This is a genomic window from Paenibacillus sp. JSM ZJ436 (assembly GCF_044383795.1).
In the GTDB taxonomy this organism is placed as follows: Bacteria; Bacillota; Bacilli; order Paenibacillales; family Paenibacillaceae; genus Paenibacillus_AQ; species Paenibacillus_AQ algicola.
The window spans coordinates 80,156-104,368 of record NZ_JBISEO010000001.1; the positions used below are offsets into that span (position 1 = coordinate 80,156).

General features: G+C 50.7%; 27 protein-coding genes and 1 other annotated feature. Of the genes, 25 read left to right on the plus strand and 2 right to left on the minus strand.

Translation table 11 applies throughout. The annotated features are described in order from the left end of the window. The first annotated feature begins 74 nt into the window (after positions 1–74). From ACH6EH_RS00450 to ACH6EH_RS00470, 5 genes are all read left to right on the plus strand, one after another. Positions 75–605, plus strand: coding sequence for a redoxin domain-containing protein (locus tag ACH6EH_RS00450; RefSeq protein WP_397330677.1), 531 nt, complete (start codon positions 75–77; stop codon positions 603–605). Then, positions 602–2,296 (plus strand): cytochrome c biogenesis ResB family protein, encoded by a 1,695-nt coding sequence (locus ACH6EH_RS00455; protein WP_397330678.1) that lies wholly within the window; start codon positions 602–604, stop codon positions 2,294–2,296. Before ACH6EH_RS00450 ends, ACH6EH_RS00455 begins: the two co-directional genes overlap by 4 nt. Further along, complete coding sequence (gene ccsB, locus ACH6EH_RS00460; RefSeq protein WP_397330679.1) at positions 2,293–3,546, plus strand: c-type cytochrome biogenesis protein CcsB; 1,254 nt, start codon at positions 2,293–2,295, stop codon at positions 3,544–3,546. The genes ACH6EH_RS00455 and ccsB overlap by 4 nt, the downstream gene beginning before the upstream one ends. Before the next feature lie 102 nt (positions 3,547–3,648). Further along, positions 3,649–4,368 carry a response regulator transcription factor gene (locus tag ACH6EH_RS00465; protein WP_138225541.1) on the plus strand — a complete coding sequence of 240 codons (720 nt, stop codon included), beginning with the start codon at positions 3,649–3,651 and terminating at the stop codon, positions 4,366–4,368. 1 nt (position 4,369) lies between these two features. Continuing rightward, on the plus strand, positions 4,370–5,797 hold the full coding sequence (locus tag ACH6EH_RS00470) for an ATP-binding protein (protein ID WP_397330680.1): 1,428 nt from the start codon (positions 4,370–4,372) through the stop codon (positions 5,795–5,797). A 202-nt stretch (positions 5,798–5,999) separates the two neighbouring features. On the opposite strand, the gene serA is transcribed toward ACH6EH_RS00470, so the two are convergent. After that, entirely contained in the window at positions 6,000–7,592 is a 1,593-nt protein-coding gene (gene serA / locus ACH6EH_RS00475) for a phosphoglycerate dehydrogenase (protein ID WP_397330681.1), read from the minus strand. Positions 7,593–7,748: 156 nt separating this feature from the next. Then, positions 7,749–7,975 (minus strand) — a binding site (T-box leader). Between the two features lie 168 nt (positions 7,976–8,143). Between serA and ACH6EH_RS00480 the strand changes: the two genes are divergently transcribed. Genes ACH6EH_RS00480 through ACH6EH_RS00490 form a run of 3 tightly spaced genes read left to right on the plus strand, consistent with a single transcriptional unit; the run spans position 8,144 to position 10,004 of the window. Continuing rightward, entirely contained in the window at positions 8,144–8,731 is a 588-nt protein-coding gene (locus ACH6EH_RS00480) for a CPBP family intramembrane glutamic endopeptidase (protein ID WP_397330682.1), read from the plus strand. 2 nt (positions 8,732–8,733) lie between these two features. Further along, positions 8,734–9,192, plus strand: coding sequence for a hypothetical protein (locus ACH6EH_RS00485; RefSeq protein WP_397330683.1), 459 nt, complete (start codon positions 8,734–8,736; stop codon positions 9,190–9,192). Beyond that, positions 9,189–10,004 carry a metallophosphoesterase gene (locus tag ACH6EH_RS00490; RefSeq protein WP_397330684.1) on the plus strand — a complete coding sequence of 272 codons (816 nt, stop codon included), beginning with the start codon at positions 9,189–9,191 and terminating at the stop codon, positions 10,002–10,004. The genes ACH6EH_RS00485 and ACH6EH_RS00490 overlap by 4 nt, the downstream gene beginning before the upstream one ends. A 52-nt stretch (positions 10,005–10,056) precedes the next feature. Here ACH6EH_RS00490 and ACH6EH_RS00495 read toward each other — a convergent pair whose 3' ends face one another. Then, positions 10,057–11,049, minus strand: coding sequence for a polysaccharide deacetylase family protein (locus ACH6EH_RS00495; RefSeq protein ID WP_397330685.1), 993 nt, complete (start codon positions 11,047–11,049; stop codon positions 10,057–10,059). Between the two features lie 94 nt (positions 11,050–11,143). On the opposite strand from ACH6EH_RS00495, the gene ACH6EH_RS00500 reads away from it, so the two are divergent. The 17 genes from ACH6EH_RS00500 to ACH6EH_RS00580 all read left to right on the plus strand — a co-directional run bounded on the left by ACH6EH_RS00500 (position 11,144) and on the right by ACH6EH_RS00580 (position 24,000). Continuing rightward, positions 11,144–11,521, plus strand: a complete 378-nt coding sequence (locus ACH6EH_RS00500; RefSeq protein ID WP_397330686.1) for a hypothetical protein — start codon at positions 11,144–11,146, stop codon at positions 11,519–11,521. A 188-nt stretch (positions 11,522–11,709) separates the two neighbouring features. Then, a complete protein-coding gene (locus ACH6EH_RS00505; protein WP_397330687.1) occupies positions 11,710–12,321 on the plus strand; it encodes a genetic competence negative regulator in 612 nt (203 codons plus the stop codon). A 51-nt stretch (positions 12,322–12,372) separates the two neighbouring features. After that, complete coding sequence (gene prsW / locus ACH6EH_RS00510; protein WP_397330688.1) at positions 12,373–13,068, plus strand: glutamic-type intramembrane protease PrsW; 696 nt, start codon at positions 12,373–12,375, stop codon at positions 13,066–13,068. Between the two features lie 85 nt (positions 13,069–13,153). Continuing rightward, positions 13,154–13,294, plus strand: a complete 141-nt coding sequence (locus ACH6EH_RS00515; protein WP_397330964.1) for a hypothetical protein — start codon at positions 13,154–13,156, stop codon at positions 13,292–13,294. Positions 13,295–13,358: 64 nt separating this feature from the next. Then, positions 13,359–14,711 carry a germination protein YpeB gene (gene ypeB / locus ACH6EH_RS00520; RefSeq protein ID WP_397330689.1) on the plus strand — a complete coding sequence of 451 codons (1,353 nt, stop codon included), beginning with the start codon at positions 13,359–13,361 and terminating at the stop codon, positions 14,709–14,711. Between the two features lie 250 nt (positions 14,712–14,961). Continuing rightward, positions 14,962–15,615 carry a flagellar brake protein gene (locus ACH6EH_RS00525; RefSeq protein WP_208204032.1) on the plus strand — a complete coding sequence of 218 codons (654 nt, stop codon included), beginning with the start codon at positions 14,962–14,964 and terminating at the stop codon, positions 15,613–15,615. A gap of 140 nt (positions 15,616–15,755) precedes the next feature. Beyond that, on the plus strand, positions 15,756–16,463 hold the full coding sequence (cmk, locus tag ACH6EH_RS00530; protein ID WP_138225551.1) for a (d)CMP kinase: 708 nt from the start codon (positions 15,756–15,758) through the stop codon (positions 16,461–16,463). Beyond that, on the plus strand, positions 16,460–17,050 hold the full coding sequence (locus tag ACH6EH_RS00535) for a lysophospholipid acyltransferase family protein (protein ID WP_208204031.1): 591 nt from the start codon (positions 16,460–16,462) through the stop codon (positions 17,048–17,050). Before cmk ends, ACH6EH_RS00535 begins: the two co-directional genes overlap by 4 nt. Before the next feature lie 121 nt (positions 17,051–17,171). Then, on the plus strand, positions 17,172–18,398 hold the full coding sequence (gene rpsA, locus ACH6EH_RS00540) for a 30S ribosomal protein S1 (RefSeq protein ID WP_138225553.1): 1,227 nt from the start codon (positions 17,172–17,174) through the stop codon (positions 18,396–18,398). Between the two features lie 189 nt (positions 18,399–18,587). Beyond that, the gene (gene der, locus ACH6EH_RS00545; protein WP_138225554.1) at positions 18,588–19,910 is read left to right on the plus strand and encodes a ribosome biogenesis GTPase Der; all 1,323 of its coding nucleotides are present in this window, start codon (positions 18,588–18,590) and stop codon (positions 19,908–19,910) included. Positions 19,911–19,921: 11 nt separating this feature from the next. After that, positions 19,922–20,545 (plus strand): glycerol-3-phosphate 1-O-acyltransferase PlsY, encoded by a 624-nt coding sequence (gene plsY, locus ACH6EH_RS00550; protein WP_138225555.1) that lies wholly within the window; start codon positions 19,922–19,924, stop codon positions 20,543–20,545. Next, positions 20,538–21,578: an NAD(P)H-dependent glycerol-3-phosphate dehydrogenase gene (locus ACH6EH_RS00555; RefSeq protein ID WP_397330690.1), complete on the plus strand. Its 1,041-nt coding sequence runs from the start codon at positions 20,538–20,540 to the stop codon at positions 21,576–21,578. Before plsY ends, ACH6EH_RS00555 begins: the two co-directional genes overlap by 8 nt. 64 nt (positions 21,579–21,642) lie before the next feature. Then, complete coding sequence (locus ACH6EH_RS00560) at positions 21,643–21,918, plus strand: stage VI sporulation protein F (protein WP_138225557.1); 276 nt, start codon at positions 21,643–21,645, stop codon at positions 21,916–21,918. Between the two features lie 137 nt (positions 21,919–22,055). Continuing rightward, positions 22,056–22,235, plus strand: a complete 180-nt coding sequence (locus ACH6EH_RS00565; protein WP_138225558.1) for a DUF2768 family protein — start codon at positions 22,056–22,058, stop codon at positions 22,233–22,235. Between the two features lie 42 nt (positions 22,236–22,277). Next, positions 22,278–22,868 (plus strand): hypothetical protein, encoded by a 591-nt coding sequence (locus ACH6EH_RS00570; protein WP_397330691.1) that lies wholly within the window; start codon positions 22,278–22,280, stop codon positions 22,866–22,868. A gap of 57 nt (positions 22,869–22,925) precedes the next feature. Further along, complete coding sequence (locus tag ACH6EH_RS00575; RefSeq protein WP_397330692.1) at positions 22,926–23,261, plus strand: 2Fe-2S iron-sulfur cluster-binding protein; 336 nt, start codon at positions 22,926–22,928, stop codon at positions 23,259–23,261. A 28-nt stretch (positions 23,262–23,289) separates the two neighbouring features. After that, positions 23,290–24,000, plus strand: coding sequence for a DUF3939 domain-containing protein (locus tag ACH6EH_RS00580; RefSeq protein ID WP_397330934.1), 711 nt, complete (start codon positions 23,290–23,292; stop codon positions 23,998–24,000). Positions 24,001–24,213 lie beyond the last annotated feature (213 nt).

Below are 24,213 nucleotides of genomic sequence, written 5' to 3' on the forward strand. Positions count from 1 at the left end.
CGTTATAATGTTCATAGGATGTTCACACCTTATGGAGTTCATGATGAAGGTTGTCATAGAAAGGATGCTGCAGCATGACAGGTAACACGAAAAAATGGGTACAAGTTTTCATCCTGCTGGCAATCGTCCTGCTGGGTGTTTATGCTGTAATGACCGTCGTTACAGGAAAGAATAGTGCCCCCAAGGCTGGGGATGACGTGCCGGGCTATAAGCTGCTCGGAACGGACGGAGCCGTCCACACGATGGACGAGATGGAGGGCAAGGCGAGGGTCATTAATTTCTGGGGGACCTACTGCGAGCCCTGTGTCCGGGAAATGCCCGCCCTGCAGGAGCAATGGTTGAAATGGAAGGACCAGGATGTGGTCATTGTCGGCATTAATGTGGGGGAGAAGCCCATGGTGGTCGAGAATTTTGCAGCCAAGATGGGTGTGGAATTTCCGATTCTCATGGATCCGGACCGCAAGGCTGTCGAAAGCTTTAGAGTGGGGCCGATGCCGACCACTTTTTTTGTGACGCCGGATGGAAAGATTGACCGCATTACCATCGGAGAGCTGAACATTGACACCCTGGATAAACAGATCGGGCAGTTGGTGAATGCGAAATGAATGAGCAAACAGGTAACAGCCGCATCCAGAATACAAAATGCGAGTGCGGCCATCAGAATCCGGTCGGCACCGTGCTGTGCGAGGCGTGCGGCAAGCCGCTGAACGAGGAAGCCGCGGCGCAGGACCTTTTGGAGATGCGTTATGACGGCGTCGCCAGACGCTCGCAGAAGGACAACCCCGGGGTTATTGACCGCGTATGGAATTTTTTCTCCTCGGTGAAAGTGGCGATCTATTTAATTACGATCACGACCATCGGTGCCATGCTGGGCTCGATCTATCCTCAGGAAAGCACTTTTTTGAATATTGATGCGTCTGTTTATTACCAAGAAAACTATGGGCAGCTGGGCCATATTTATTATCTGCTCGGTTTATCCCATACATATACGTCCTGGTGGTTTGTGCTGCTGCTGGTTCTGATCGGGGCTTCGCTCGTCATCTGCAGCCTGGATCGGGTACTGCCTCTGTACAAGGCACTGAGCCGTCAGCGGATTCCGAAGCATCTGTCCTTCCTGAAGCGGCAGCGTGTGAGTCTTGAAGCTGACATTCATGGAGACGGAGTGCAGTGGGTGGAGCATGTGGCCCCCAGAATCCGCAAAAAAGGATACAGGGTCCGCACGGACGGATCAACACTGCTTGCAGAGAAGCAGCGCTTCAGCCGGTGGGGTCCTTATGTGCTTCATATCGGCTTGATCGTCTTCCTGCTAGCTGTGCTCGCTAGAGGACTTCCGGGTCTTCATATGGACACGCATATGGCGTTTCCGGAAGGCCAGCCCAAGCTCATCCCGGATACGAGCTACTATTTGCAGAATGACGGGTTTTCGGTGCAGTTTTACAGTGAAGAGGATCTCCCGAAGGAATTTCAGGGCAAAGGCAAGATTCTGCCCGAGAAATTTGAAACCAAGGCTATCCTTTATGAATGCCTTGCGGGCTGTGAGCTTGGAGAGGAGCCTCAGCTGAAGGAAGTCATGCGTCACAATATTGAAGTCAACCATCCCTTGAATTATGAAGGCTTGAAGGCCTACCAATTTGACTACGATCTCACGCCGACTCTCATCTCGGTGACGCCAGCTCTGACTGACGCGGTGACCGGAGAAGAATATGGGACGTTCAAGCTGGACATGAGCTATCCGGAGAAGGCTTACAAGGTCGGGCCCTATACGCTGACCGTGAAGGATCTCTATACGGATTTCGGCTTGAATGCGGATGGAAAGCCGGCCAACATGTCGTCGAATCCGAACGCGCCTGCCTTTTTGTTCTTGATCGAGGGTCCTGATCTGCCTGAGACTGGAGTCCAGTATTTCTACTTTCCGAAACAGATTGATAAGGAACGCTTTCAGCAGGATGCTCTGAACAGGCAGCTGGGCGGGGGAGAGCTGAAATTTGACCTTCAGGTATCGTCGATGAAGAATGTCGAGCTTTCAGAATCGACAACCTATCTCAACATTCGGATTGATAAGGCGATGCCGTTTGTGTGGGTTGGAGCAGGCATCGGCATGCTGGGTCTGGTGCTGGGCTTTTATTTTCAGCATCGGCGGATTTGGCTCCGGGTGGATCACGGCGTATTGACGTTGGGCGCTCATACGAACAAGAACTGGTTCGGCTTGAGGAGAGAAATTGCTGCGGTCCTTAAAGAGATGGATCTGGACGTAGATGAGAAGTCATTGGTAAATAACGGGGGGAACAAAGCATGACATTAATAGATTTTAGCAGTGATGCCTTTATCGCAGCTTTTTTCTTATACTGCCTGGCCTTTACCTTTTATGGGGTTGCGGTCATGGGCAAGCGTTTTCGAAAGCGGGATCCTGAGGTCCATTTGGCCAAGTGGGGAAAAATAGCTTTTTACACCGCGGTTCTGGGTCTTATTGGTCACCTGACCTATTTCATAACCCGATGGATCTGGGCCGGCCATGTGCCGGTCAGCAATATGTATGAATTTATGACCTTTTTATCCATGTCAATTATGGTGGCCTTTATTGTGCTATACATGCTTTATAAGAAATCGCTGCTGGGCCTGTTTGCACTGCCGCTGACGATTTTGATTATGGCTTACGCAGCTGTATTTCCTCAAGAGGTACAGCCGCTGATTCCTTCGCTGCAGTCTTACTGGCTTGGCATTCATGTCACCATGGCTTCCTTGGGAGATGCATTCTTCGCGGTGGGCTTTATTGCAGGTCTGATGCACTTGCTTCGCACAGTAAACTTCAGCAGTGCCGAGCGATCAGATCGCAAAGAACAGCGCTGGCTGGAATTTTGTATGTTCCTGATTGTAGTTATGATCGGATTTATGGTATCTGTCTACAGCTTCCGTGCGGCGGGATATGAGGCTTCCTTTTCCCAGGTTCAATGGAATGAAAAGCTGCAGCAGGATCAGACTGTTCAGGTGGAGTATGATATGCCGCCGATCGTATCACCCTATAACAGTGAGACTATCGCCTTCGACAGCTTCTTGGGGATGAGCAAGCCGCTGTTTCAGGCGCCGTCCTGGATGGAGGGCATCAATGCGGCCCGCAAGCTGAATACGGTGCTATGGTCTATCCTGAGCGGCTTGGTATTATATGCTTTGATTCGCGTTCTCCTGCGCAAACCTATTGCCCGGTTTATTCAGCCGGCATTAAACCGGCTCGATCCGGATGATCTGGATGAGATCAGCTACCGGGCTATCGCGATCGGCTTCCCGATCTTTACCCTGGGAGGTCTGATCTTCGCCATGATCTGGGCCGAAATTGCCTGGGGCCGATTCTGGGGCTGGGATCCGAAAGAAGTGTGGGCGCTGATTACCTGGCTGTTTTACAGCATTTATCTCCACCTTCGCCTGTCTCGAGGCTGGCAGGGCAAGAACTCCTCCTGGCTGAGTGTGCTCGGTTTTATCGTCGTCATGTTTACGCTGGTGGGTGTCAACTTAATTATTGCAGGCCTGCATTCCTACGCAGGTACGGAATAATATTCAAGTAAAGAATAAGTGGTTAACAAATCAGAAGGGTTCTTAGCGAATGCTACAGGGCTGCTTCTGATTTTCCATATGACGAAGAAGGAGTTGTGGCTCATGAGTGATCATGGAAACCGGATATTGGTTGTGGATGATGAGGAGCGCATCCGACGTCTTTTGAAGATGTATTTGGAAAAAGAGGGGTATGAAATTGAGGAAGCCGAGGACGGGGAGACGGCTCTGCGGAAAGCAACCTCGGAGGACTATGGCTTGATTTTGCTTGATGTCATGCTTCCGGGTATGGACGGTGTTGAGGTCTGTGCACGTGTGCGACAGGTAAAATCTACCCCGATTCTGATGCTGACAGCCAAAGGCGAGGAGATTAATCGGGTTCAGGGCTTTGAGGTCGGTGCAGATGACTATGTTGTGAAGCCCTTCAGCCCCCGTGAGGTCATATACAGAGTGAAGGCAATCCTGCGGCGTTCCTCTGCAACGGCCTATTTGTCCAAGGAATCCACGTCCAGCAGCAGCAGTATCGTATTTCCGAACCTGGTTATTGAGCATGATGCGCACCGGGTGAGCGCGGGCGGCCGCGAAATCAACCTGACTCCGAAGGAATATGAGCTGCTTCATTACCTGGCTTCTTCTCCGGATAAGGTCTTTTCCCGGGAAGAGCTGTTGAAGGACGTATGGAACTATGAGTTTTTCGGCGATTTGCGTACGGTAGATACTCACGTCAAGCGTCTGCGTGAGAAGCTGAACAAAATGTCACCGGAAGCGGCCTCCATGATTATGACGGTTTGGGGCGTCGGATATAAGCTGGAGGTTCCGAAATAACGTGAAATTCTGGCGTACCCTTGTCGGCAAGCTGTGGATTACAATTACACTGCTTGTAGCCTGTGTCCTTCTGACGCTGGGACTGTTTCTTCTTCCTTATATCGATACCGTGTTTAATTCTTCCAACTCCGGAGACATCAAGCGGCTCTTCACGTATGTATCCATTATCGGCTTTGCGATGACGACCTTCTTCGGCCTGTTCCTGCTTACCAAGATTACACAGCCGATGCAGAAGCTGATTGAGGCTGCCAACGCGATTCGGCGGGGACGCTATGATACGCGTCTGAAGCTCGTGACCAGCGATGAAATCGGCGAACTGGCGAATACGTTTAATCATATGGCGGCAGAGCTGGAGACGACAATCCGAAGCCTGAACCATGAGAAAGAGCATCTTTCAAGCGTACTGCGCAGCATGAGCGATGCAGTGATTACATTTGATAATAATGGCGATGTTATTCTTGCGAATCCACCGGGACGACAGGTGATGGAGAATTGGCAGGGCCTGAAATGGGACAAGGATCTGGAGGGCGGCGGATGGGCCGCCGAGGTGATGCCGGAGCCGCTGATTGCATTGTTCAACAAGACGATGCGGGAGGGGCGTGATCAGATGGCAGATCTGCATGTCAAGCAGGGGGTGTGGGAGGCGCATATGGCGCCGCTGTATTCGGATGATATCAAGCGCGGAGCGGTTGCGGTGCTGCGAGATATTACGGAGCAGGTGAAGCTGGAGAAGATGAGAACCGACTTCATTGCGAACGTGTCACACGAGATTAGAACCCCGCTGTCGATGATGCAGGGCTACAGTGAAGCGCTGCTTGATGGTATGGCAGCTTCACCGGAAGAGAGCCGTGAGCTCATCCAGGTCATTCATGAAGAGTCCTTACGGATGGGGCGGCTGGTGAAGGATCTGCTGGATCTGACACGGATGGAAGCGGGTCATGCCGAGCTCGACCTGCAGAAGGTCGATGCCGGGGAGCTGTGTGAGCGGGTAACCCGGAAATTCGCGGTTCGTGCCAAGGAGCAGGACATTGAGCTGACGCTTTACAAGCGCAGTCAGAATCTGCTGCTGAACGCTGCAGATGAGGACAAGCTGGAGCAGGTGCTGACCAACCTGCTGGATAACGCAATCCGGCACACACCCTCTGGCAAAGGGATATCCATTACACTGGAGCGGATCTCGCTGACCGGCAGCGCGGCGGCCATTCAGTTTGAAGTGTCTGATCAGGGTGTAGGTATTCCTTCTGCTGATGTACCTTTTGTATTTGACCGCTTCTATAAGGCAGACAAGGCCCGTGTACGCGGAGAAACCGTCGGTACGGGGATTGGTCTAGCCATCGTAAAGAACATCGTAGAGGTGCACAAGGGACAAATTACAGTGGATAGTGTCGTAGGCGAGGGGACAAGGTTTACCTTTGTAATACCGGACTGATAAGCCTGATGGACAACCGCGGTTCCTGATATTTCCTGCATTCATTTCCAAGTTTCCGACAAAGACGCCTCCTGCAGGGGGGTGTTTTTTGTTGAATGACGCTGTTATTCTTGTTCAACGTGGAACAATAGAAGAGGCTATATACAAAAAAATGTCCTGCGAAAGAAAGATTTCGCAGGACATTTTGCCATGAAGCCAGGAATTAGGAAAGCACGATTTCTTGAGCGGTGTTCAGGTCGCTGAGGCCAGTCAGCTTCACCAGCACTTCTTTAGGAACGTCCTTGTCCACGGTGAGGAACATAATCGCTTCGCCGCCAATAACTTTACGTCCTACCTGCATGGAGGCGATGTTAACATCGTTCTCACCCAGCAGGGTTCCAACGCGGCCAATGATGCCTGGCTTATCGTTGTGGGAGATCAGGATCTGGTGACCTTGTGGTGCAATATCGACCGGAAACTTGTCCAGACGCACAATACGTTCACCGTACCCGTGCAGCAGGGTGCCGGCTACAAGATGCTCTCCGCCGTTTTGAGTCTTGAGGGTAACGGTCACGAGATTCGTAAAGCCCTTGGTCTTTGGAGTCTGTGAAACAACCACATGCAGATCGCGGCTCTTCGCAAGATGCATCGCGTTCACAATGTTTACTTCACTGCCCAGATGACGCTCCAGAACACCCTTCACGATATAGCGAGTCAGTGCCTGGGTATCCACCTCAGCCAGCTCGCCGGCATAATCGACGTGAATTTCCTGGATGGCTTGAGTCGAGATTTGAGCAGCAGCACTGCCAAGCTTCTCGCCCAGCGGGAAGTAAGGCTGCAGCTTGTTCATCACATTCGCAGCAACCAGCGGGAAGTTGACGGCGTTCTTGAACGGCTCGTTCCGCAGGATGTGCAGTACTTGCTCCGATACGTCAATGGCTACATTTTCCTGAGCTTCAATCGTGGATGCGCCCAGATGAGGGGTCACGATGACTTTCGGATGGCTCAGGAACGGATGATCCGCTGCTGGAGGCTCAAGCTCGAATACGTCAAACGCCGCACCGGCAACGATCCCTTCATCAATTGCTTCCACGAGCGCCAGCTCATCAATAATGCCGCCGCGGGCACAGTTCACGATGCGCATGCCCTTTTTCATAATTTCGAATTGCGGTCTGCTGATCATGTGACGGGTCTCTGGAGTGAGCGGAGTATGAACCGTAATAAAGTCCGCGTTCCGGATAATGTTCTCCACGGAAGAGAGCGTCACTTCCAGCTTCTCCGCGCGTTCTTCAGTCAGGAATGGATCATAAGCAAGAATGCTCATACCGAAAGCCTTGGCACGTCGGGCAACTTCACTCCCGATCCGTCCCATGCCCATTACGCCCAAGGTTTTGTTGCGCAGCTCGACGCCGAGGAATGATTTGCGGTCCCAGGTGCCGGACACCGTCTTCGCATAAGCCTGCGGGATGTGGCGGGCAAGTGCAATCATCATGGCGAAGGTATGCTCAGCAGTCGTAATCGTGTTTCCGTCCGGGGCATTGATAACGACAATGCCGCGCTTCGTAGCAGCTTCCAGATCAATGTTGTCCACGCCAACACCTGCGCGGCCAACCACCTTGAGGCGGGAGCCCGCCGACATAATTTTCTCAGTCACGCGGGTCTGACTTCGTACAAGCAATGCGTCGTAATCTCCGATAATGGCAGTAAGCTCGTCTTCACTGAGCCCGGTATTTTTGTCTACCTGCACATCGGCTGCATCCATCAGCTGCTGAATACCCAGATCACTGATCGGATCCGATACCAAAACTTTAAACATGGTTTCTCTTCCTCCTTGAACACTTTTGCTGGAATTCAATATAGAATAAGGTCTGTATGTAAATACAGTCCATTACACCCATAGTTAAGGGGACGCGGTGATGCGGCAAAGAGATTGTAATATTAAAAAACCCCCAATCTCCATACTACTTCCGTAGTAAGGGACGAGAGTTATTTCGTGGTACCACCCTTATTCACTGCTATCAAGCAGCCTCAAGCGGCCGATCTGGGCCATGATTGGTAACGGATATCATCCGATTGCGCCTACTTCTCTTTCAGCGAAATATCTCAGGATCGCTCAAGGCACCTATACCCGCCGATTTACACCTGCCATCGGCTCTCTGAGGAGCATGTGAAGCACCTTGTTTCCATCATCGGTTTTCATCTTAATTTTTTACATAATGTAACATGGAGGTATCATCGTGTCAATAAGTTTTTAGGCTGCTTCAGCCATGACCTTGACCTTGGCAGACAGTAGGTGACTTTTACAGGGGGATGGTTTTTTGCTATGATGCTCTTACGGCAAATCTATGAATAGACAGGCAGGCTATCATGAAAAAATTCAAATTTAAAATTCAAAAAATAGAGCCTCACCAGCTAACCGACAGACTGCTGCTCATTAATTTGTACTTAACTCAGGGTTTGACGCTGGTAGCAGCGCTGGTCTGGATTTTATTCCAGCACCGGAATCCGATCCAGCTGCTGGAGCTCTCCGGCAGCTGGAACGTAATCTATTGGGGCGCGGGGCTGGCGATCGTTTTATTGTCTGCAGATCTGTTAATATCCCGCGTCTTGCCAGAAAGCAGTATGGACGACGGCGGCATCAACGAGCTGCTGTTCAAAGGGCGGCCGGTGTGGCATATCGTGGTCATTGCCCTAGTGGTTTCTATTTGTGAGGAGCTTCTGTTCCGGGGAGCCATTCAATTTGCGATCGGTCCTTACTGGACAAGTATCCTCTTTGCTTTAATCCATGTGCGTTATTTAAGGCACTGGTTTCCAACAGGCTGGGTGTTTCTCAGCAGCTATGGGCTGGGTTATATATATATCCAGACCGGCTCGTTGTGGGCGCCGATTGTATGTCATTTCTTGATTGATCTAATATCGGGGCTTGCCATCCGTTTTCGACAACAGAAAGGATAGCGATGGAGAAATTAAGCAGAGTAGAGAAGCATCAGCGCGGACGTAAAAGCTCCAAACCGAAGCCATCGGATAAGAAAACAAGAGATACATCAAAGACAACACGAAGCCAGGCCTCCCGTACCCGAAAAGAGGCAGCGACTGCAAAGGATCATCATGCTTCTGCACCCAGATCATCAGCTTCCGGGAAGGGCAGGAAGGCTTCAAAGGCTTCAGGCAGCCGCGGGGCTGCAAGAGTCCGCAAGCCAGCCGAAAAGGGTGCAGGACAGCCCACTGCAAAGCCAGCTCCAAAGCCGGCCTCCGGTGGCTCCAGCACGCCTTCAAGATCCCGAACCTATTCGTCTCAGCGTGTGCGGATGAGCAAGTGGTTTGTAAATTCATTAATTATTTTATTTATGCTGCTGATGGCCGGGCTGCTTTGGTGGGGGCTGGCTGGAGCACCTTCACTGGAGGATATATTTTGATACTGTGGATCGTTGCCGGTTTGGCTACAATGTTGATTTTGTTATGGATCTGGATGAGTATAGAGGCTTTTGGATACCGGGTCAGAGAGGAGAGCGTGAGCTCTTCCCGGATTCCGGAAGGCTTTGACGGGCTTCACATTCTGTTTATTTCGGATATTCACCGGCGCAAGCTGTCTATGGCTTCAATGTCTGACTCATTGGCCCGTGCTGATCTGGTGCTGATTGGCGGTGATTTGACCGAAAAGGGAGTTCCGTTATCAAGAGTGGAGCACAACTTGAAGATCTTGTCTTCCCATTCACAGGCTTACGCTGTGCTGGGTAATCATGATCTCAACGCGGGGGCCGCAAAGGTGGAGGAGCTGCTCAGGAGTGCCGGAGTGAGGCTGTTGAAGGACGAAACGCTGGTGCTTGAAAAAGGCGGCGATCACATTGCACTGACGGGATATATGCAGCCCAAGACGCGTAAACACCCTTTTAGCAGCTATAAGGGAAAAGCCAAAAACGACCCCTACCATATTGTCCTTGTACATGATCCCATCTGGATCAAGGGTAGAGCCAAGCTTGGCTATGATTTAATCTTGTCGGGACATACGCATGGAGGCCAGATCGTGCTGCCGCTGCTGGGTGCGATTCGCCTAGAACCATTTTATTACCAGAAATACGATTCCGGCTGGTTTGATCTGCACCGCAGCCGAAGGTCTAACGAAGTCATCAAGCTCTTGATCAGCCGGGGCTTTGGAACGTCTCACATTCCTATAAGACTGTGTTGTCCGTCCGAGTATCATCTGATCACATTAACAAGAACACCCTGACCCTCCTACAAGGAGCCGTCAGGGTGTTTCTTTGTATGGCAGGTTGAGCCGATTATTTCATCTCCGGTTCTATTTCCTCCGGATTGACAAAGCCATAGCCTTTACTTTTCAGCTGGGTCAGCAGCTCGTCCAATGCGTCCACGGTCCATGGAAGCTCATGCATCAGAATATTGCTGCCGGGATGAAGCTGCTCCATGACATTCCGGATCACCGCCTCCGGCTTGTTGCGTGTGCTGGCATCCCAGTCAAGGGAGCCGTTGGACCAGGTCATGAACAGAAGGTCATTCTCTTTGGCAGTCTGCTTGACAGTATCTCCTCCCGAGCCGAACGGCGGCCGGAAAAAGCGCGGCTTTACGCCAATTTCCTGCTCAACAATCTGCTGGACATCCTCAATCTGCTGCTTCACGGAGGCAGGATTTTCTTTCTTAAGGTCGATATGATCCCAGCTGTGATTACCGATCGTCTGCCCCCGGTCATGAATCAGCTTTAACAGCTCGGGGTTCTCTTCCACACGATAGCCGTTCACGAAGAAGATAGCCTTGGCATCATGCTTGTCCAGCGTATCCAGAAGCTGAAGAAGCATTTCTTCCTCCTTCGGGCCATCGTCAAAGGTGAGCAATACGACCTTCTCCGGTGCACTTTCCTCACTAGGTACAATGTTATATACCTTGTTCATATGGTAGCGCATCACTGCGGCCTCTGTTTGCTCGCCTTGGTCTGTGTTCTTCTTCCTAGGCTCCGCTTCGCCTTGATGGTCTTCACCTTCAGTAGCGGGATCCTGCGGATCATTTGAGGTCCCTGACTCTTCAGAAGAAGCTGGGCTGTCCTGACGATCTCCGGTAGACGGGGCTACGGTTGGCGTCTCTGTTTGATCTTTCATCGTGTCTTCCGGGCTTTGACCGGAGGCTTCGTTACTTGCTCCTGAGTCTTCCTGTTGCCCAGGCTGGGAGCTTGTCTCCGTTGATTCCGGCACGGGCTCGGATTGGCTGCAGGCGGTAAGCGTAAGGCAGGCTGCCAGCAGCAGCACAGCTGTTTGTTTAACCATGAATCCATCTCACTTTCCTTTTTTTATATCGCATGAGTTCAGGGCCGGCCGAGAACACTAGACATGAGTTTATCATATAAGGAGGCTTGATTTGGTGAAGACTTCGTCATTTATATACGGTGTCATTGTCGGAGCGGCAGTATACCGCATGATGTCCAAGCGCGGCATTTCCATGATGTCCATGGTTAAGAGCGGTAATCTTGACCAGTTGACCGGCGGAGCGAAGGACAAAATGAAAGACCTTGCTGGAAATACGGCAAACGGAGGTGGCAGCCACAACGGCAGCTCCCCCAGTACAGGCAGCAGATTTGCTGCTCCATCCTCGAACGTTCAGCACGGGGTATCGGCATCGGACCATTCGAAGGCAGCCAACCTGAACATGCTGAAGGATTTCATCAAGAAAAACCCGGATGTTAAGCATGAGGTTGAGCAAATCCTGAACGAGACGCATACAGTCATACCGGGTTTGTAACCCATTTAGCAAGTGTAGAATCATTTCGGATGTTTTCCGGGATGATTCTTTTTTTGGGCAGCTACATATTTACGTGCATTTGTGGGTATTAAATGATAAAATCAATATAGATCACTATTTTTAGCAATGATCTATTTGAGGCATCATATTCTGTTATTACTACTTGGTATATAGAGGAGGATCCTGTCATGAAAATAGAACGTCTGGGTCAAGATAAGATTCGGATTTTCCTCACGTTCGACGATCTCAGCGATCGGGGAATCCAGAGAGAAGAATTGTGGCAGGAGTTGCCGAAGGTATCTGACCTGTTCACGGAGATGATGGATCAGGCCTACAGCGAGTTGGGCTTTGATGCTACAGGTCCGCTGGCGGTCGAGGTCTTTGCTCTTCCTTCCCAAGGCATGGTCGTCATTGTAACCCGTGGAAAGTACGATCATCATTTCGGAGGACTGTCCGAGGATGAGATGCCCGATGAAGTCTATGAGATGGAGCTGACTCTTGAGCATAACGGCAGTGTATTGTACGCATTCCACGATTTCGAAATTGTGGTGGAGGCCGCTCACATGCTGAGCCTGGTCACTGATCATGGCGGAACGATGTACAGCTATAAGGATAAATGGTATCTGTGGTTCGATTCAGAGCAGTTTACGGCTGAGAAGCTGAACGCGTTAACCGCGGTTCTGTCTGAATTCGGTCAATCATCCACGGTGAGTGAAGCGGTTCTTGAGGAATATGGCACCAAGGTGATGGCTGAGGATGCTATAGGACAAATCTGTCTCCACTTTCCAAGTCATAACTAGCATGAATTAGAAGTGACGGCGATGTCGCTTCTGAAATAAAGGGGGGATTCGGTGCTGGTGTTTACGATTTTGGCTTCTGCATTGGCACCGGGTCTTTCACTGCTGACCTATTTCTATCTCAAAGACAAATACGATCAAGAGCCGTTGCATATGGTCCTGCGGATGTTCCTGTTCGGATTTCTAATTGTGATCCCTGTTCTCATTATCCAGAAGGGCATGCTGAATTGGTTCGGTGACATCATGTTCATCGAGCCTGTGTTCATTTCAGGCGGTGTAGAGGAGTTTCTAAAGTGGTTCGTTCTGTTCCATCTCATCTACAATCATGTAGAGTTTGATGAACCGTATGACAGCATTCTGTACTCTGCGGCCATCTCACTCGGCTTCGCCAGTGCAGAGAACATCCTGTATGCTTGGTATAGCCAGGGCGCCTTTGCTCCGATGATGATCAGGGCGATGCTGCCGGTTTCGGGTCATGCCATGTTTGGAGTTATTATGGGATACTATATGGGGCGTGCCAAGTTTAGCAAAGGCTCTTTGAGCCGCAGATTCCTGCTGATGTCACTACTCATTCCATGGGCGTATCATGCACTGTATGACCTTATTTTGAATACCTTTAAGAACAGCTGGCTGTGGTTCATCGTACCCATGATGGTTCTACTCTGGTACGGAGCCATGGGCAAGATTACACGAGCCAATAACCGTTCGCCGTTTCGTATGATCCACAAGGACGAAGAGGTTAAAACTTAAATATAGCGGACACACTTCACAATAGAGCCCCTGCACGCACAGCTGCGGGAGACTATACATGGAGGTGTCTTTTTTTATGTTGAGGGTGAAGGTGAGAATCCGCTGCAAGGAATGCGGGGAACGCTACGTGCTGCGCGGCAAAAAAGATGGCGGACGCATTGAAACGGGCTTCAAGCAATGCTTGTGCGATAACGCGAGTCATTTTGAAATCGAAGAAGAGAACTAATGCATAGAACCACTTTCTTCTAGTCAAACTAACGGCAGGATTCAGAAGAAAGGAGTGCTTTTGGATGTATAAACGCATTAGTGCGGTCCTGTTTCCGGTCACCGCCATCTTGTTCATCGGCTCGCTCGTGTGGGGAAATCAGTTGAAAGAGGAACGTAATGCCGTTGAGATCCACGCGGAGAATCAATATCAGCGCGCGTTCCATGACCTGTCCTATCATATGGACCGTATTCATGATGAAATCGGCAACTCGATTGCGGTCAATACGGCGTCACAGGGCATGCAGCGGAAAAGCTTGATGAACGTCTGGAGATTGACCAGTGAGGCGCAGAATGAACTCAATCAGCTGCCTCTGTCCACACTGTCTCTGGAGAAAACGGAGGAGTTTCTATCCCGGATTGCCAACTTTTCGTACAAAACCGGTGTCCGGGACCTGACGAAGGAGCCGCTTAGCGACACCGAAGCCAAAACGCTGAAGCAGCTCTATCAGAATTCCGGCGAAATTACGAAGGATTTGCAGGAAGTGCAGAACACTGCTCTATCACAGAAGCTGCGCTGGCTTGATGTAGATATGGCTATGACAAGTCAGCAGGAGCTGGCAGGTAACAGCATCATTGACGGGTTCTCGTCGGTAAACAAAAAGGTAGAGGCCTATCCCGAGCTCGAATGGGGACCATCTGTAAGCAGCATGTATACCAAGCGTTCCGTCAAAATGCTGTCCGGTGTAGCCGTAAATGAAGAGGATATTCAGCGCAAGGCCTTGAAGTTTGCAGATCTGGGACAGGGTGCGGAGTGCACGGTCATCGCCAACGGCCAGGGCACAGATTGGGAGTCTTATACCGCGACGGTGCAGGCTGAAGGCATGCAGCCAATCAGTATGGATTTTACCCGCAAGGGGGGCTTGCTGATTTCCTACACGGACGGACGCCAGGTCGGCAGCAAGCAGGTCTCAGTACAGCAGGCGATGGAGAAGGCGGAGCAATTCCTGGAGAAGAAGGGGTATCGCAGCATGAAGGCTGTATCTGCAGATCCCTATGACAATCTGGTCAACTTCACATTTGTCCGTCAGCAGGACGACACCCTGATCTATCCCGAAAAAATGACGGTGCGGTCTGCGCTGGATAACGGCGATATTATCGGTTTCCAGGCTAGTGAGTTCGTATATGAACACCAGGACAATCGTGAGGTGCCGGAGGCTAAGCTAAGTCTTGAAGAAGCACGGAACACGTTGAATGGCGATTTCAAGGAACAGTATACTCGAAAAGCGCTGATCAAAAATGATCGGGATGAGGATACGCTGTGCTACGAGATTGGAGGCCGGATCAACGGCTCGAAGTATAAAATATTCATCAATGCCGACACCGGTCTGGAAGAGACGGTAGAGGTTGTCAAGGAAGCCGATGAAGGGATGAATTAAGCTTTCTGCATGCCGCTTCGGGCTAGTTATTGAGCATTTCTATGGCGGCGGCACATCTCAAAACCTGCTGACCCACTCAAGTCCTCCGGTATCTTTCCGGGGGCTTGAGTTTTTTGTGCTGCGTATGTGCCCATGCTCCGGAAGCGATGAAATGCAGAGTGAAATTTTTCAATTCTGGAAAATTTACTGAAGATCAGGGGTGCTGGGCCGTGATATAATAAGGCGGTGAGAAGCAGGGGGAGGAATCAAGGTGTTTCCAAAGATTAACGAGGTATTATTTATTCAGATTGATACCGGGGATGAAGCAGCATCCAGGATTGTGTACAAATCCAGGATTGCGGAAATGGACGAGCAGTCGCTGTACATAGAGGTTCCGATTGAGGAAGGATCCGGCAGACTGAAGAAGCTCTTTTTGGGAGATGAGCTATCTCTGTATTTCGTGACTGAGGGCGGGGTCAAAAATTACTTCAACAGCTATGTTCTTGGATTTCACGAGGATGTCATTCGCCAGATCCGCATTCGCAGGCCGGAGGAAGAGTCGATCTCCAGAATCCAGAGAAGAAGCTTTCTCCGGGTGCAGGCCGATCTTGAGGTTGCCGTTACGACCGGCTCCGGGAAGCAGTTCGTCACGAGAACTGAGGATGTTGGCGGCGGCGGCGTTTCACTTTATGCAGAGAGCCATCATGGTATTGCTGACGGTGAGACACTGGATTGCTGGCTGCTGGCGGCGTACAAGAACGGCGCAATCGAGCACATCCCTTTCAGCGGAGAAGTCGTTCGCATCAAAGAAATTTCCGGCTCCAGATCACTGGTCATGGTCAAGCTGAGCCGCATCTCTGACATGGAGCGTCAGAAGCTTATCCGCTATTGCTTCGAAAGGCAGTTTGATTTCCGAAACCGCTGAATGACGCGGTTGTTCCAGGGATTGGAAAGGCATTTGTTGGGGAAGCTTTTTGCATCAGTTCCTGTAGTGTGGTATAATTTTCACGTCGCAGGCTTTGCCTGCTTTTTTCTTGAGGCTTAGGTTTGAGGAGGAATGCCCCGGTGCATACGAAGGGGACTGGTGAACAGAACAGAATCAACATTGCCATCGATGGACCCGCTGGGGCAGGCAAGAGCACCGTAGCCAGAATGGTGGCTAGCAGGCTTCAGTACATATATGTGGATACCGGAGCTATGTACCGGGCGGTGACCTGGTATATGCAAAGTCATGGAATTTCTGCAGAAAATGAGCAGAAAGTGCTTCAAACGGTGCAAAATATGGTGATTGAATTAAAACCGCATGAATCAGGTCAGATGGTATTGCTGAACGGGGAGGACGTCACACCCTTTATCCGTTCCCAGAAAGTAAATTCCGAGGTGTCCCGTTATGCTCAAATTGAGGATCTTCGGCACCATCTGGTTCATCTGCAGCGAATGATGGCCTTATCGAAGGGCGTTGTCATGGATGGCCGTGACATTGGAACTACGGTGCTGCCTGCTGCAGAGGTCAAGATTTTCATGACGGCCAGCGTGAAGGAAAGAGCTCTCCGCCGATTCAAGGAGTTGGACAAAGCAGAAGGGATAACGTTAGAGCAGCTTGAGACTGATATCGCCAGGCGTGACCGTCTTGATGAGGAACGTGAAGTATCACCGCTTCGACGTGCGGAGGATGCTGTGTTTCTGGATACGACGGACATGAATATTGATGAGGTCGTCGAGTATATCACTTCTTTTTGTAGAACTCGTATGGATGGGGAGAAAGAACAATGATTTATGTGTTTTGCAGAGCTGTTGTCCGGGCGTTGTTTCAAGTGCTGTACCGCTTTGAATCGGTAGGCGTTCACAACATTCCGGATCAGGGTGGAGTGCTGATCTGTGCGAATCACATTAGCCTGAGAGATCCAATTTCCGTAGGCATTCATGTGAAGCGCCAGGTTAAATTTATGGCGAAGGAAGAGCTGTTCAAGATTCCTCTGTTTGGCTGGCTCGTGAAGCAGCTGGGAGCTTTTCCGGTCAAGCGGGGCGGGGTCAGCAAGGATTCCATTAAGAATTCCCTCAAGATTTTACGAGGCGGAGAGATTATGGGGATTTTCCCGGAGGGAACGAGGAACTCAGATTCTGAAGCCGCGAAGCGGGGAGCAGCAAGCTTTGCACTTCGCAGTGACGCTGCGGTTGTACCGGCGGCCATTGTTGGAGAATACAAGCTGTTTCGCAAGACCCGCATTATCTACGGCGCGCCGATTGATTTATCCTCTTATAAGGATAGCAAGTCACCTGAGACACTGGAGCAGGTAACAGCTATGATTATGAGCCGTATCCGGGAAATGCAGGCCACCGGTCAGCCGACCCGGGAGTAGCCGCTGTGAAGATGAATAATTGTGAAATACTTTATGGCAAGCTATAACATGCATAATGATGTTTTGAACTTCGCACACGCGAGTTTAAATAAATGGGGTTTGAATTGAGGAGGTTATTGACATGTCGGAAGAAACAAGAAATCAAGAAAATGCTGAAACTCAAGATCAGCTGGACCAAATCGTATCCTTGAAAAAAGGGGACACTGTAAAAGGGACGATCGTCAAACTGGAGGATAACCAAGCTTATGTAAGCATTGGATATAAATATGACGGTGTGATCCCTGTCCGCGAGCTTTCCTCGGTACAGCTTGACAACGCTTCTGAAGCGGTTCAAGTAGGTCAAGAGGTAGAGTGCAAGGTTGTCAGCATCAATGACGACAAGGAGAGTCTGGTGCTGTCCAAGCGTGCAATTGACACTGAGAATTCTTGGGAAGAGCTTGAGAAGCACTTCGCAGACCAGGACGTATTCGAGGTTACTGTCGCTGATGTTGTTAAAGGCGGTCTGGTAGCAGACGTCGGTGCACGCGGCTTTATCCCGGCTTCGATGGTTGAGCGTCATTTTGTAGAAGACTTCAGCGATTACAAGGGTCGTACCCTTCGCGTAAAGGTGAAAGAACTGGACCGCGAGAACAACAAGGTCATTCTTTCCCAGAAGGAAGTTCTGGAAGAGGAGTTTGAAGCCAACAAGCAGCAGGTGATGGCTGACCTTCAGGAAGGCCAAGTGCTGGAAGGAACGGTTCAGCGCTTGACTCAATTTGGAGCATTCGTTGATGTAGGCGGTGTAGACGGCCTGGTTCACGTTTCCGAGATCGCTTGGAGCCACGTGGAGAAGCCGTCGGATGCGCTGTCCGAAGGAGAGCAGGTTAAGGTGAAGGTACTGAAGGTCGATCCAGAGAAAGGCAAGATCAGCCTCAGTATTAAAGCTGCTCAGCCGGGCCCATGGGAATCAGCTTCTGACAAATTCAACATTGGTGATGTAGTTACCGGTGAAGTGAAGCGTCTTGTGAGCTTCGGTGCATTTGTGGAGCTGGCTCCAGGCGTTGAAGGCCTGGTTCATATCTCTCAAATTTCCCACAAGCACATTGGAACTCCTCAAGAGGTTCTGAAAGAAGGACAAGAGGTACAAGTGAAGGTTCTGGATGTGAACCTGGACGAGAAGCGGATCAGCCTGAGCATCAAGGAAACGGAAGAAGCTCCAGCGGCTCCTGCTCCATCGCCAAGAGGCGAAAGAGCATCCAAAGGTCCGAAAATTGACCTGAAGGATAACCCTAACGTGTCCTTGAACAACCAAGGAATGAGCGTAACGCTGGGTGAGCGCTTCGGCGACAAGCTGAGCAAATTCAAGTAGACTGTAGCCAGATCACGCACGTTCAAGCGACTATTATAATCATCGTCGGCGAACCCAGCTGGGTTCGCCGTTTGTTGTTTATATGTATGCCCATGATGGGCAACATGAATAAAAGGTGCATGAAAGGTTAGCCAATTGTACTGTTTTTTGCTATGATGATAAACGTAAGAATTGACAGGAGGAGTGAACATGGCAAGACCCGTTGTGGCTATTGTCGGAAGGCCGAACGTTGGTAAATCCACGATTTTTAATCGGCTGATTGGTGATCGACTAGCCATTGTTGAAGATAAACCGGGAGTAACCCGGGATCGTATTTATGGAAATGCCGAGTGGAACGGCAAGCAATTCAGTGTCATTGACACTGGCGGTATTGAGATCGACGGTGAGGATATGATTCTGAAGTCCATTCGAATTCAGGCTGAGCTGGCCATTGAAGAAGCCGATGTGATTGTATTTATGTGTGATGCCAAGGCCGGGCTGACACAGTCTGATGAAGAGGTCGCTCAAATTCTATTCCGCTCCGGGAAGCCTGTTCTGCTCGCGATTAATAAAGTGGATAACATGAAGCGTGCCGAGGATATATACGAATTCTACAGCCTGGGCTTCGGTGATCCCATTGGGATTTCAGGCAGCCATGGTACTGGGATCGGCGATTTGCTGGATGAAGTCGTGGACGCACTGCCTGAATTGACAGAGGAAGAATACGATGAGGATGTTATCAAGGTAGCCTTGATCGGACGCCCGAATGTTGGGAAATCCTCCCTTGTGAATGCCATTCTGGGCGAAGAGAGGGTTATTGTAAGCGATATCGCGGGTACAACCCGGGATGCGATTGACACCCCTTTTGAAAAGGATGGGCAGCGCTATGTCCTCATCGACACGGCGGGGATGCGCAAGAGAGGCAAAGTGTATGAAACGACGGAGAAATATAGCGTTATGCGGGCGATGCGCGCAATTGAGCGGGCAGATGTAGTGCTTGTGCTGATCAACGGCGAAGAGGGCATTATCGAGCAGGACAAGCATATTGCCGGCTATGCGTATGAAGCGGGCAAGGCGTCCCTATTTGTCGTGAACAAATGGGATGTGGTGGAGAAGGACGACAAGACGATGCAGCACTTTCAGAACAAGATCCGTGATCACTTTCTGTTCATGACCTATGCACCGGTTGTGTTCCTGTCCGCCTTGACGAAGCAGCGCCTGCAGAAGCTGTTGCCTGTGGTGAAGCATGTTGCGGAGCAGCATTCGCTGCGGATTCAGACGCACTTGCTGAATGATGTGGTGTCAGATGCGGTAGCTATTAATCCGCCGCCGACAGACAAAGGAAAAAGACTGCGGATTAATTATGCGACTCAGGTCGCGGTGAAGCCGCCGACGATGGTTGTGTTTGTCAATGATCCGGAGCTCATGCATTTCTCGTATGAACGCTATCTGGAGAACAAAATCCGTGCAGCATTTAATTTTGAAGGCACTCCGATACGTATATTTACACGGCGAAAGTCCGATGAAAGTTAGGGGAGAACGGCTTGATTCTGAACATCGTTGGATTCATTGCAAGTTATTTGCTGGGGTCTGTAAGCTTTAGTGTGCTGCTGGCGAAGCTCTTGAAGGGGATTGATATCCGGCAGCATGGCAGCGGTAATGCAGGGGCAACGAACACACTGCGGGTTCTGGGTAAAGGACCGGCCGTGCTCGTGCTCGCCCTGGATGTGCTCAAGGGCATTGCTGCTGTATGGATCGGGGTTTGGGTTGGAGACGGCAATGCCTGGCTGCCGGGTTTATGTGGGATTGCAGCTATAATTGGCCATAACTGGCCCGTATACTTCCGCTTCCGCGGTGGAAAAGGCATTGCAACTGCGATCGGTGTGCTGGCTACACTCTGCTTCTTGCCTGCGCTGTTTGCGGGCATCATTGCTATTCTGTCTATTGTCTTTACTCGATATGTTTCGCTGGGATCGTTGATCTTTGTGCTTCTGACGCCGCTGTTTCTTCTGCTGATGGGCTATCCTTGGCCGGTATTCTGGACCAGCTTGATTATTGGGGTGTTTGCATTCTGGCGTCACCGAAGCAACATTGTCAAGATCATGCAGGGGAAAGAGAACAAGCTGGGCTCAGGAGGAGCTTCTAAAGGAGGGAAACGCGTTGTCTGATAAAGTGGCGGTGCTGGTGGCCGGCAGCTGGGGGACTGCGCTTGCGAGTGTCCTGGTCTCCAAAAAGCTGAATGTGATGATCTGGAGCCGGAATGCGGAGCAGGTTCGGGAGATCAATGAGCAGCATAGTAATCATCGTTATTTAAAGGGGATTACGCTATCTCCACAGCTGAAGGCGACAACAAATATGGAGGAGGCTGTCCGCGGGGCTGCCGCAGTACTGATCGCTGCTCCGTCGTCAGCGATGAGATCGGTTTGCAGTCAGCTGAAGTCCTGTGTCAAGGACAACGCGTTGATCATTCACGCGACCAAGGGCTTTGAGATTGAATCCCTAAAGCGAATGTCAACGGTCATCTCGGAGGAGCTTGGGCGCAGTGAAGGAGACATCGTCGTGTTGTCTGGTCCAAGTCATGCGGAGGAAGTCATCCGGCAGTGTCCAACCACGGTGGTGGTAGCCTCGGCAAGCAGTGAAGCGGCAGCGGCGGCTCAGGACCTGTTCATGAACCATGATTTCAGAGTGTATACGAACCGGGACATGATCGGTGTGGAGCTGGCTGGCGCTTTTAAGAATATTATCGCGCTGGGTGCCGGGATGTCTGACGGTCTGGGATTTGGTGACAATGCCAAAGCGGCTCTGCTGACACGGGGACTGGCTGAAATAACCCGAATCGGGATTGAGATGGGCTCAAATCCGCTTACCTTTGCCGGCCTTGCCGGGATTGGGGACCTCGTAGTGACCGCCACGAGTCGCCACAGCCGGAATTGGCGCGCAGGCTACCTGCTGGGTGAGGGAAAGGCTCTAGACGAGGTTCTAAGCTCGATGGGCATGGTTGTGGAAGGGGTTCGCACCACCCAGGCTGCCTTTGCGCTATCTGAAAAGCACGGGGTACAAATGCCGATTGCGGATCAGCTCTATCATGTGCTCTTTAAGCAGCGGGATCCTCGGACAGCCGTCATGAACCTGATGGGACGGGATCCGAAGACGGAAATGGAAATGATGCCGCTCCAAACCTGGGAGCAGTGGCATTCCTAGCTTAATCACACCTTGACCTCCTGCTTCATACGATAGTATGAGGATTGCCGGAGGAGGGGTGGACATGAGCAAAAACTTTCCTAAAGATGTATTAAGCGCGATCAATAAAAAAAGCGGCAAGCAGATTTCTTCGGGAGCTGTTAAAAAGCTGGCGAATACCGTGAAGCCGTCAACGCTGCAGAATGATGCCCAGCTTCGACAGCTCATCAAGCAGGTTTCGGCGATGGCGAACGTGCCTGTCAGCGAAGAGACCGTGAAAGAGATCATCGCGGCCGTCAAAAAAAGCGGGATGAACCCAAGCAATATGGAAGCTTTGATGAAAATGATGATGAACAAGTAAAGTGTGAAGGTTTTGAGAAACATGAGGCCGCTGTGTGCAGATACAGCGGTCTTTTTGCGTGGAAGGATAGGAGGAGATTCCAAGTCATGATATAATTAGGGCAGACATTTTAGAGAAAGACAGGGGGCAATATTAAATTGGATCCAATGCAAAAGATGTGGCTGTCCATGATCGCACTGCTGATTATGGCGTTGTCCGTGATCGTCGTTACATTCGCCCGAAGCAAGACCAAGGGAGCGGTACGCTTCGGCTTGTCCTTTGTGGCATTTATGATGATGCTGATTGGCTTTATTACCGGACTGGCCTCGATCACCTAATGGAGAAGGGCTGCATGCAGCTTGAGGAAGCAGGTGAAATACATGAATGTAGAGGATATGCCGGGATTGTCCCGAGCGTTGCAGCAGCTGTCTGTTTTACTTCAAGACCTCTCAACGCCCTGGCTGCTGGGTGGCAGCTGCTCGCTGCTCCTTCAAGGAGTGCAGCTGGATAAGCCGCCGCGGGATCTGGACGTGTATAGTGACCTGGAAGGGATTCAGGCTCTTCATGAGCAGCTGGCAGCCTTCGCGTTGAGTCAGCCGCGCCTGGATCAAGAGGGTATGTATAAGTCCGTGTTAAGCCGATATGAACTGGGCAGCATAGAGGCCGAGCTGGTTGGCGGCTTTGAAGTGTGTTCAGGCGGCAGTTTGTATACTGTGGAAATGGAGCTTTTATATCCTGCTGCGCCGGATGTGCTGCTTCACGGTACTCCTGTCCGTTTAACACCTCTGAGCCATGAGCTCTTATTTAATGTGCTGAGAGATCGGGAGGATCGGTATCAGGCCATTGGACAAGCTATCAGATACCGTCCGGATCAGCACCACGCGCTGCTTCAAGATATGTTATCCCGTTACACCTTGAACAGTGAGCATACACTGCGCATTCAGGAGCTGGCAGGAATTCATAAGGATTAAGCGGGGAAACTTCATCAGAGTAAGGAGGAGCTTGAACTGAAGTGTGAGGTTACTTTTATGCCGGAAGGCAAAACCGTCAGCGTCAGACCCGGAGTTACTGTACTGGCTGCAGCCAGACAGTCCGGGGTTCACATCCCGACCCGCTGCGGCGGGAAAATGGGCTGCCTCATGTGCAAGGTTAAGCTCTCCGAGGAAGAGAGCAGTCATGTACTGCCTCCGAAGGAAGAGGAGCGCCGCAAGCTGGGAACGCTGATTGATGAAGGCATTCGTTTCTCGTGTCAAACGGTTGTTCATGATCATGTTCAGGTTGAAGTGCCGGAGGATCGGCTGAAGGCGGCAGTGCGCCGACAGTTGGAGAGTGCAAGAAATCGGGATCGGGAGGATTTTATTTAAAGGGAAGTGGTGAAATCCAGTGAAAAATATGTATCTGGCTGCAATAGCACTTATTGGCGTCCTGCTGCTTAGCGGCTGTATGTACCCCAATGAGGATTCACAGGAAGAGCAGGTATCTTATCGGGAAAGCGTGCGTCGAATTCAAGGTGCCGTGGATGATTACTATAAAGAAACGTCACTGCTGCCGATTATGACTGCAGGTGAAGAGATACCGCGTTATGAGAAATACCGGGTAGACCTGGACAAGCTCAAGAATATGGGCTATATGGATGAAATTCCGACAACCGCTTTTGAAAAGGGCGGCAGCGGGCGCTTTCTGATTATTAATGAAGAGCAGGAGCCGCTCGTTAAAGTGATGGATCTGCTTACCGTGCAAAAGATAAATGATATGCAGATGTCGGTCGACCGCTACAAGTCTGATCAAGGAAAGCTCCCGGCTGGAGAAGAGCTGTATCCTGGCTTCACGGCCGTCGATATATCCAAGACCGACGCAAAGAATTGGAAGCTGAAGAGCTTCTATTCTGGCCAGGATGTGGTGCTCATGATGGATCAGGGCGGCAAGGTCTATATCGATTACGCATTTGACATTATGCAAGCTATTCAGAAAAATGGGCAGGAGCCTCAGCCGGACCAGGATCTTCGGGTATATCTGGAATCGGAATCGTTTTATGTGCCCGTGAAATCGGTCCCTTACCGTTGGGAGAACAATCAGCCTGTGCCTCAGCCAGGCTCTTCATAACCCGCACTCTTATAAGTATCTCTGGACATACGTGCCAGAGGTGCTTTTTTTTTATGATTTGATCTGCCGGCAGTAGCATATTTGCAAATACAACACATAAAGATGGTTGGAGGCAGTAGGGTGCTTACAAAAACCTTTTAATCTTTTAAAAGACGGCGGCATATTTTGAGTCCCGGAACAATAAGATGTTACTAGTCCTAATGCATGTACGAG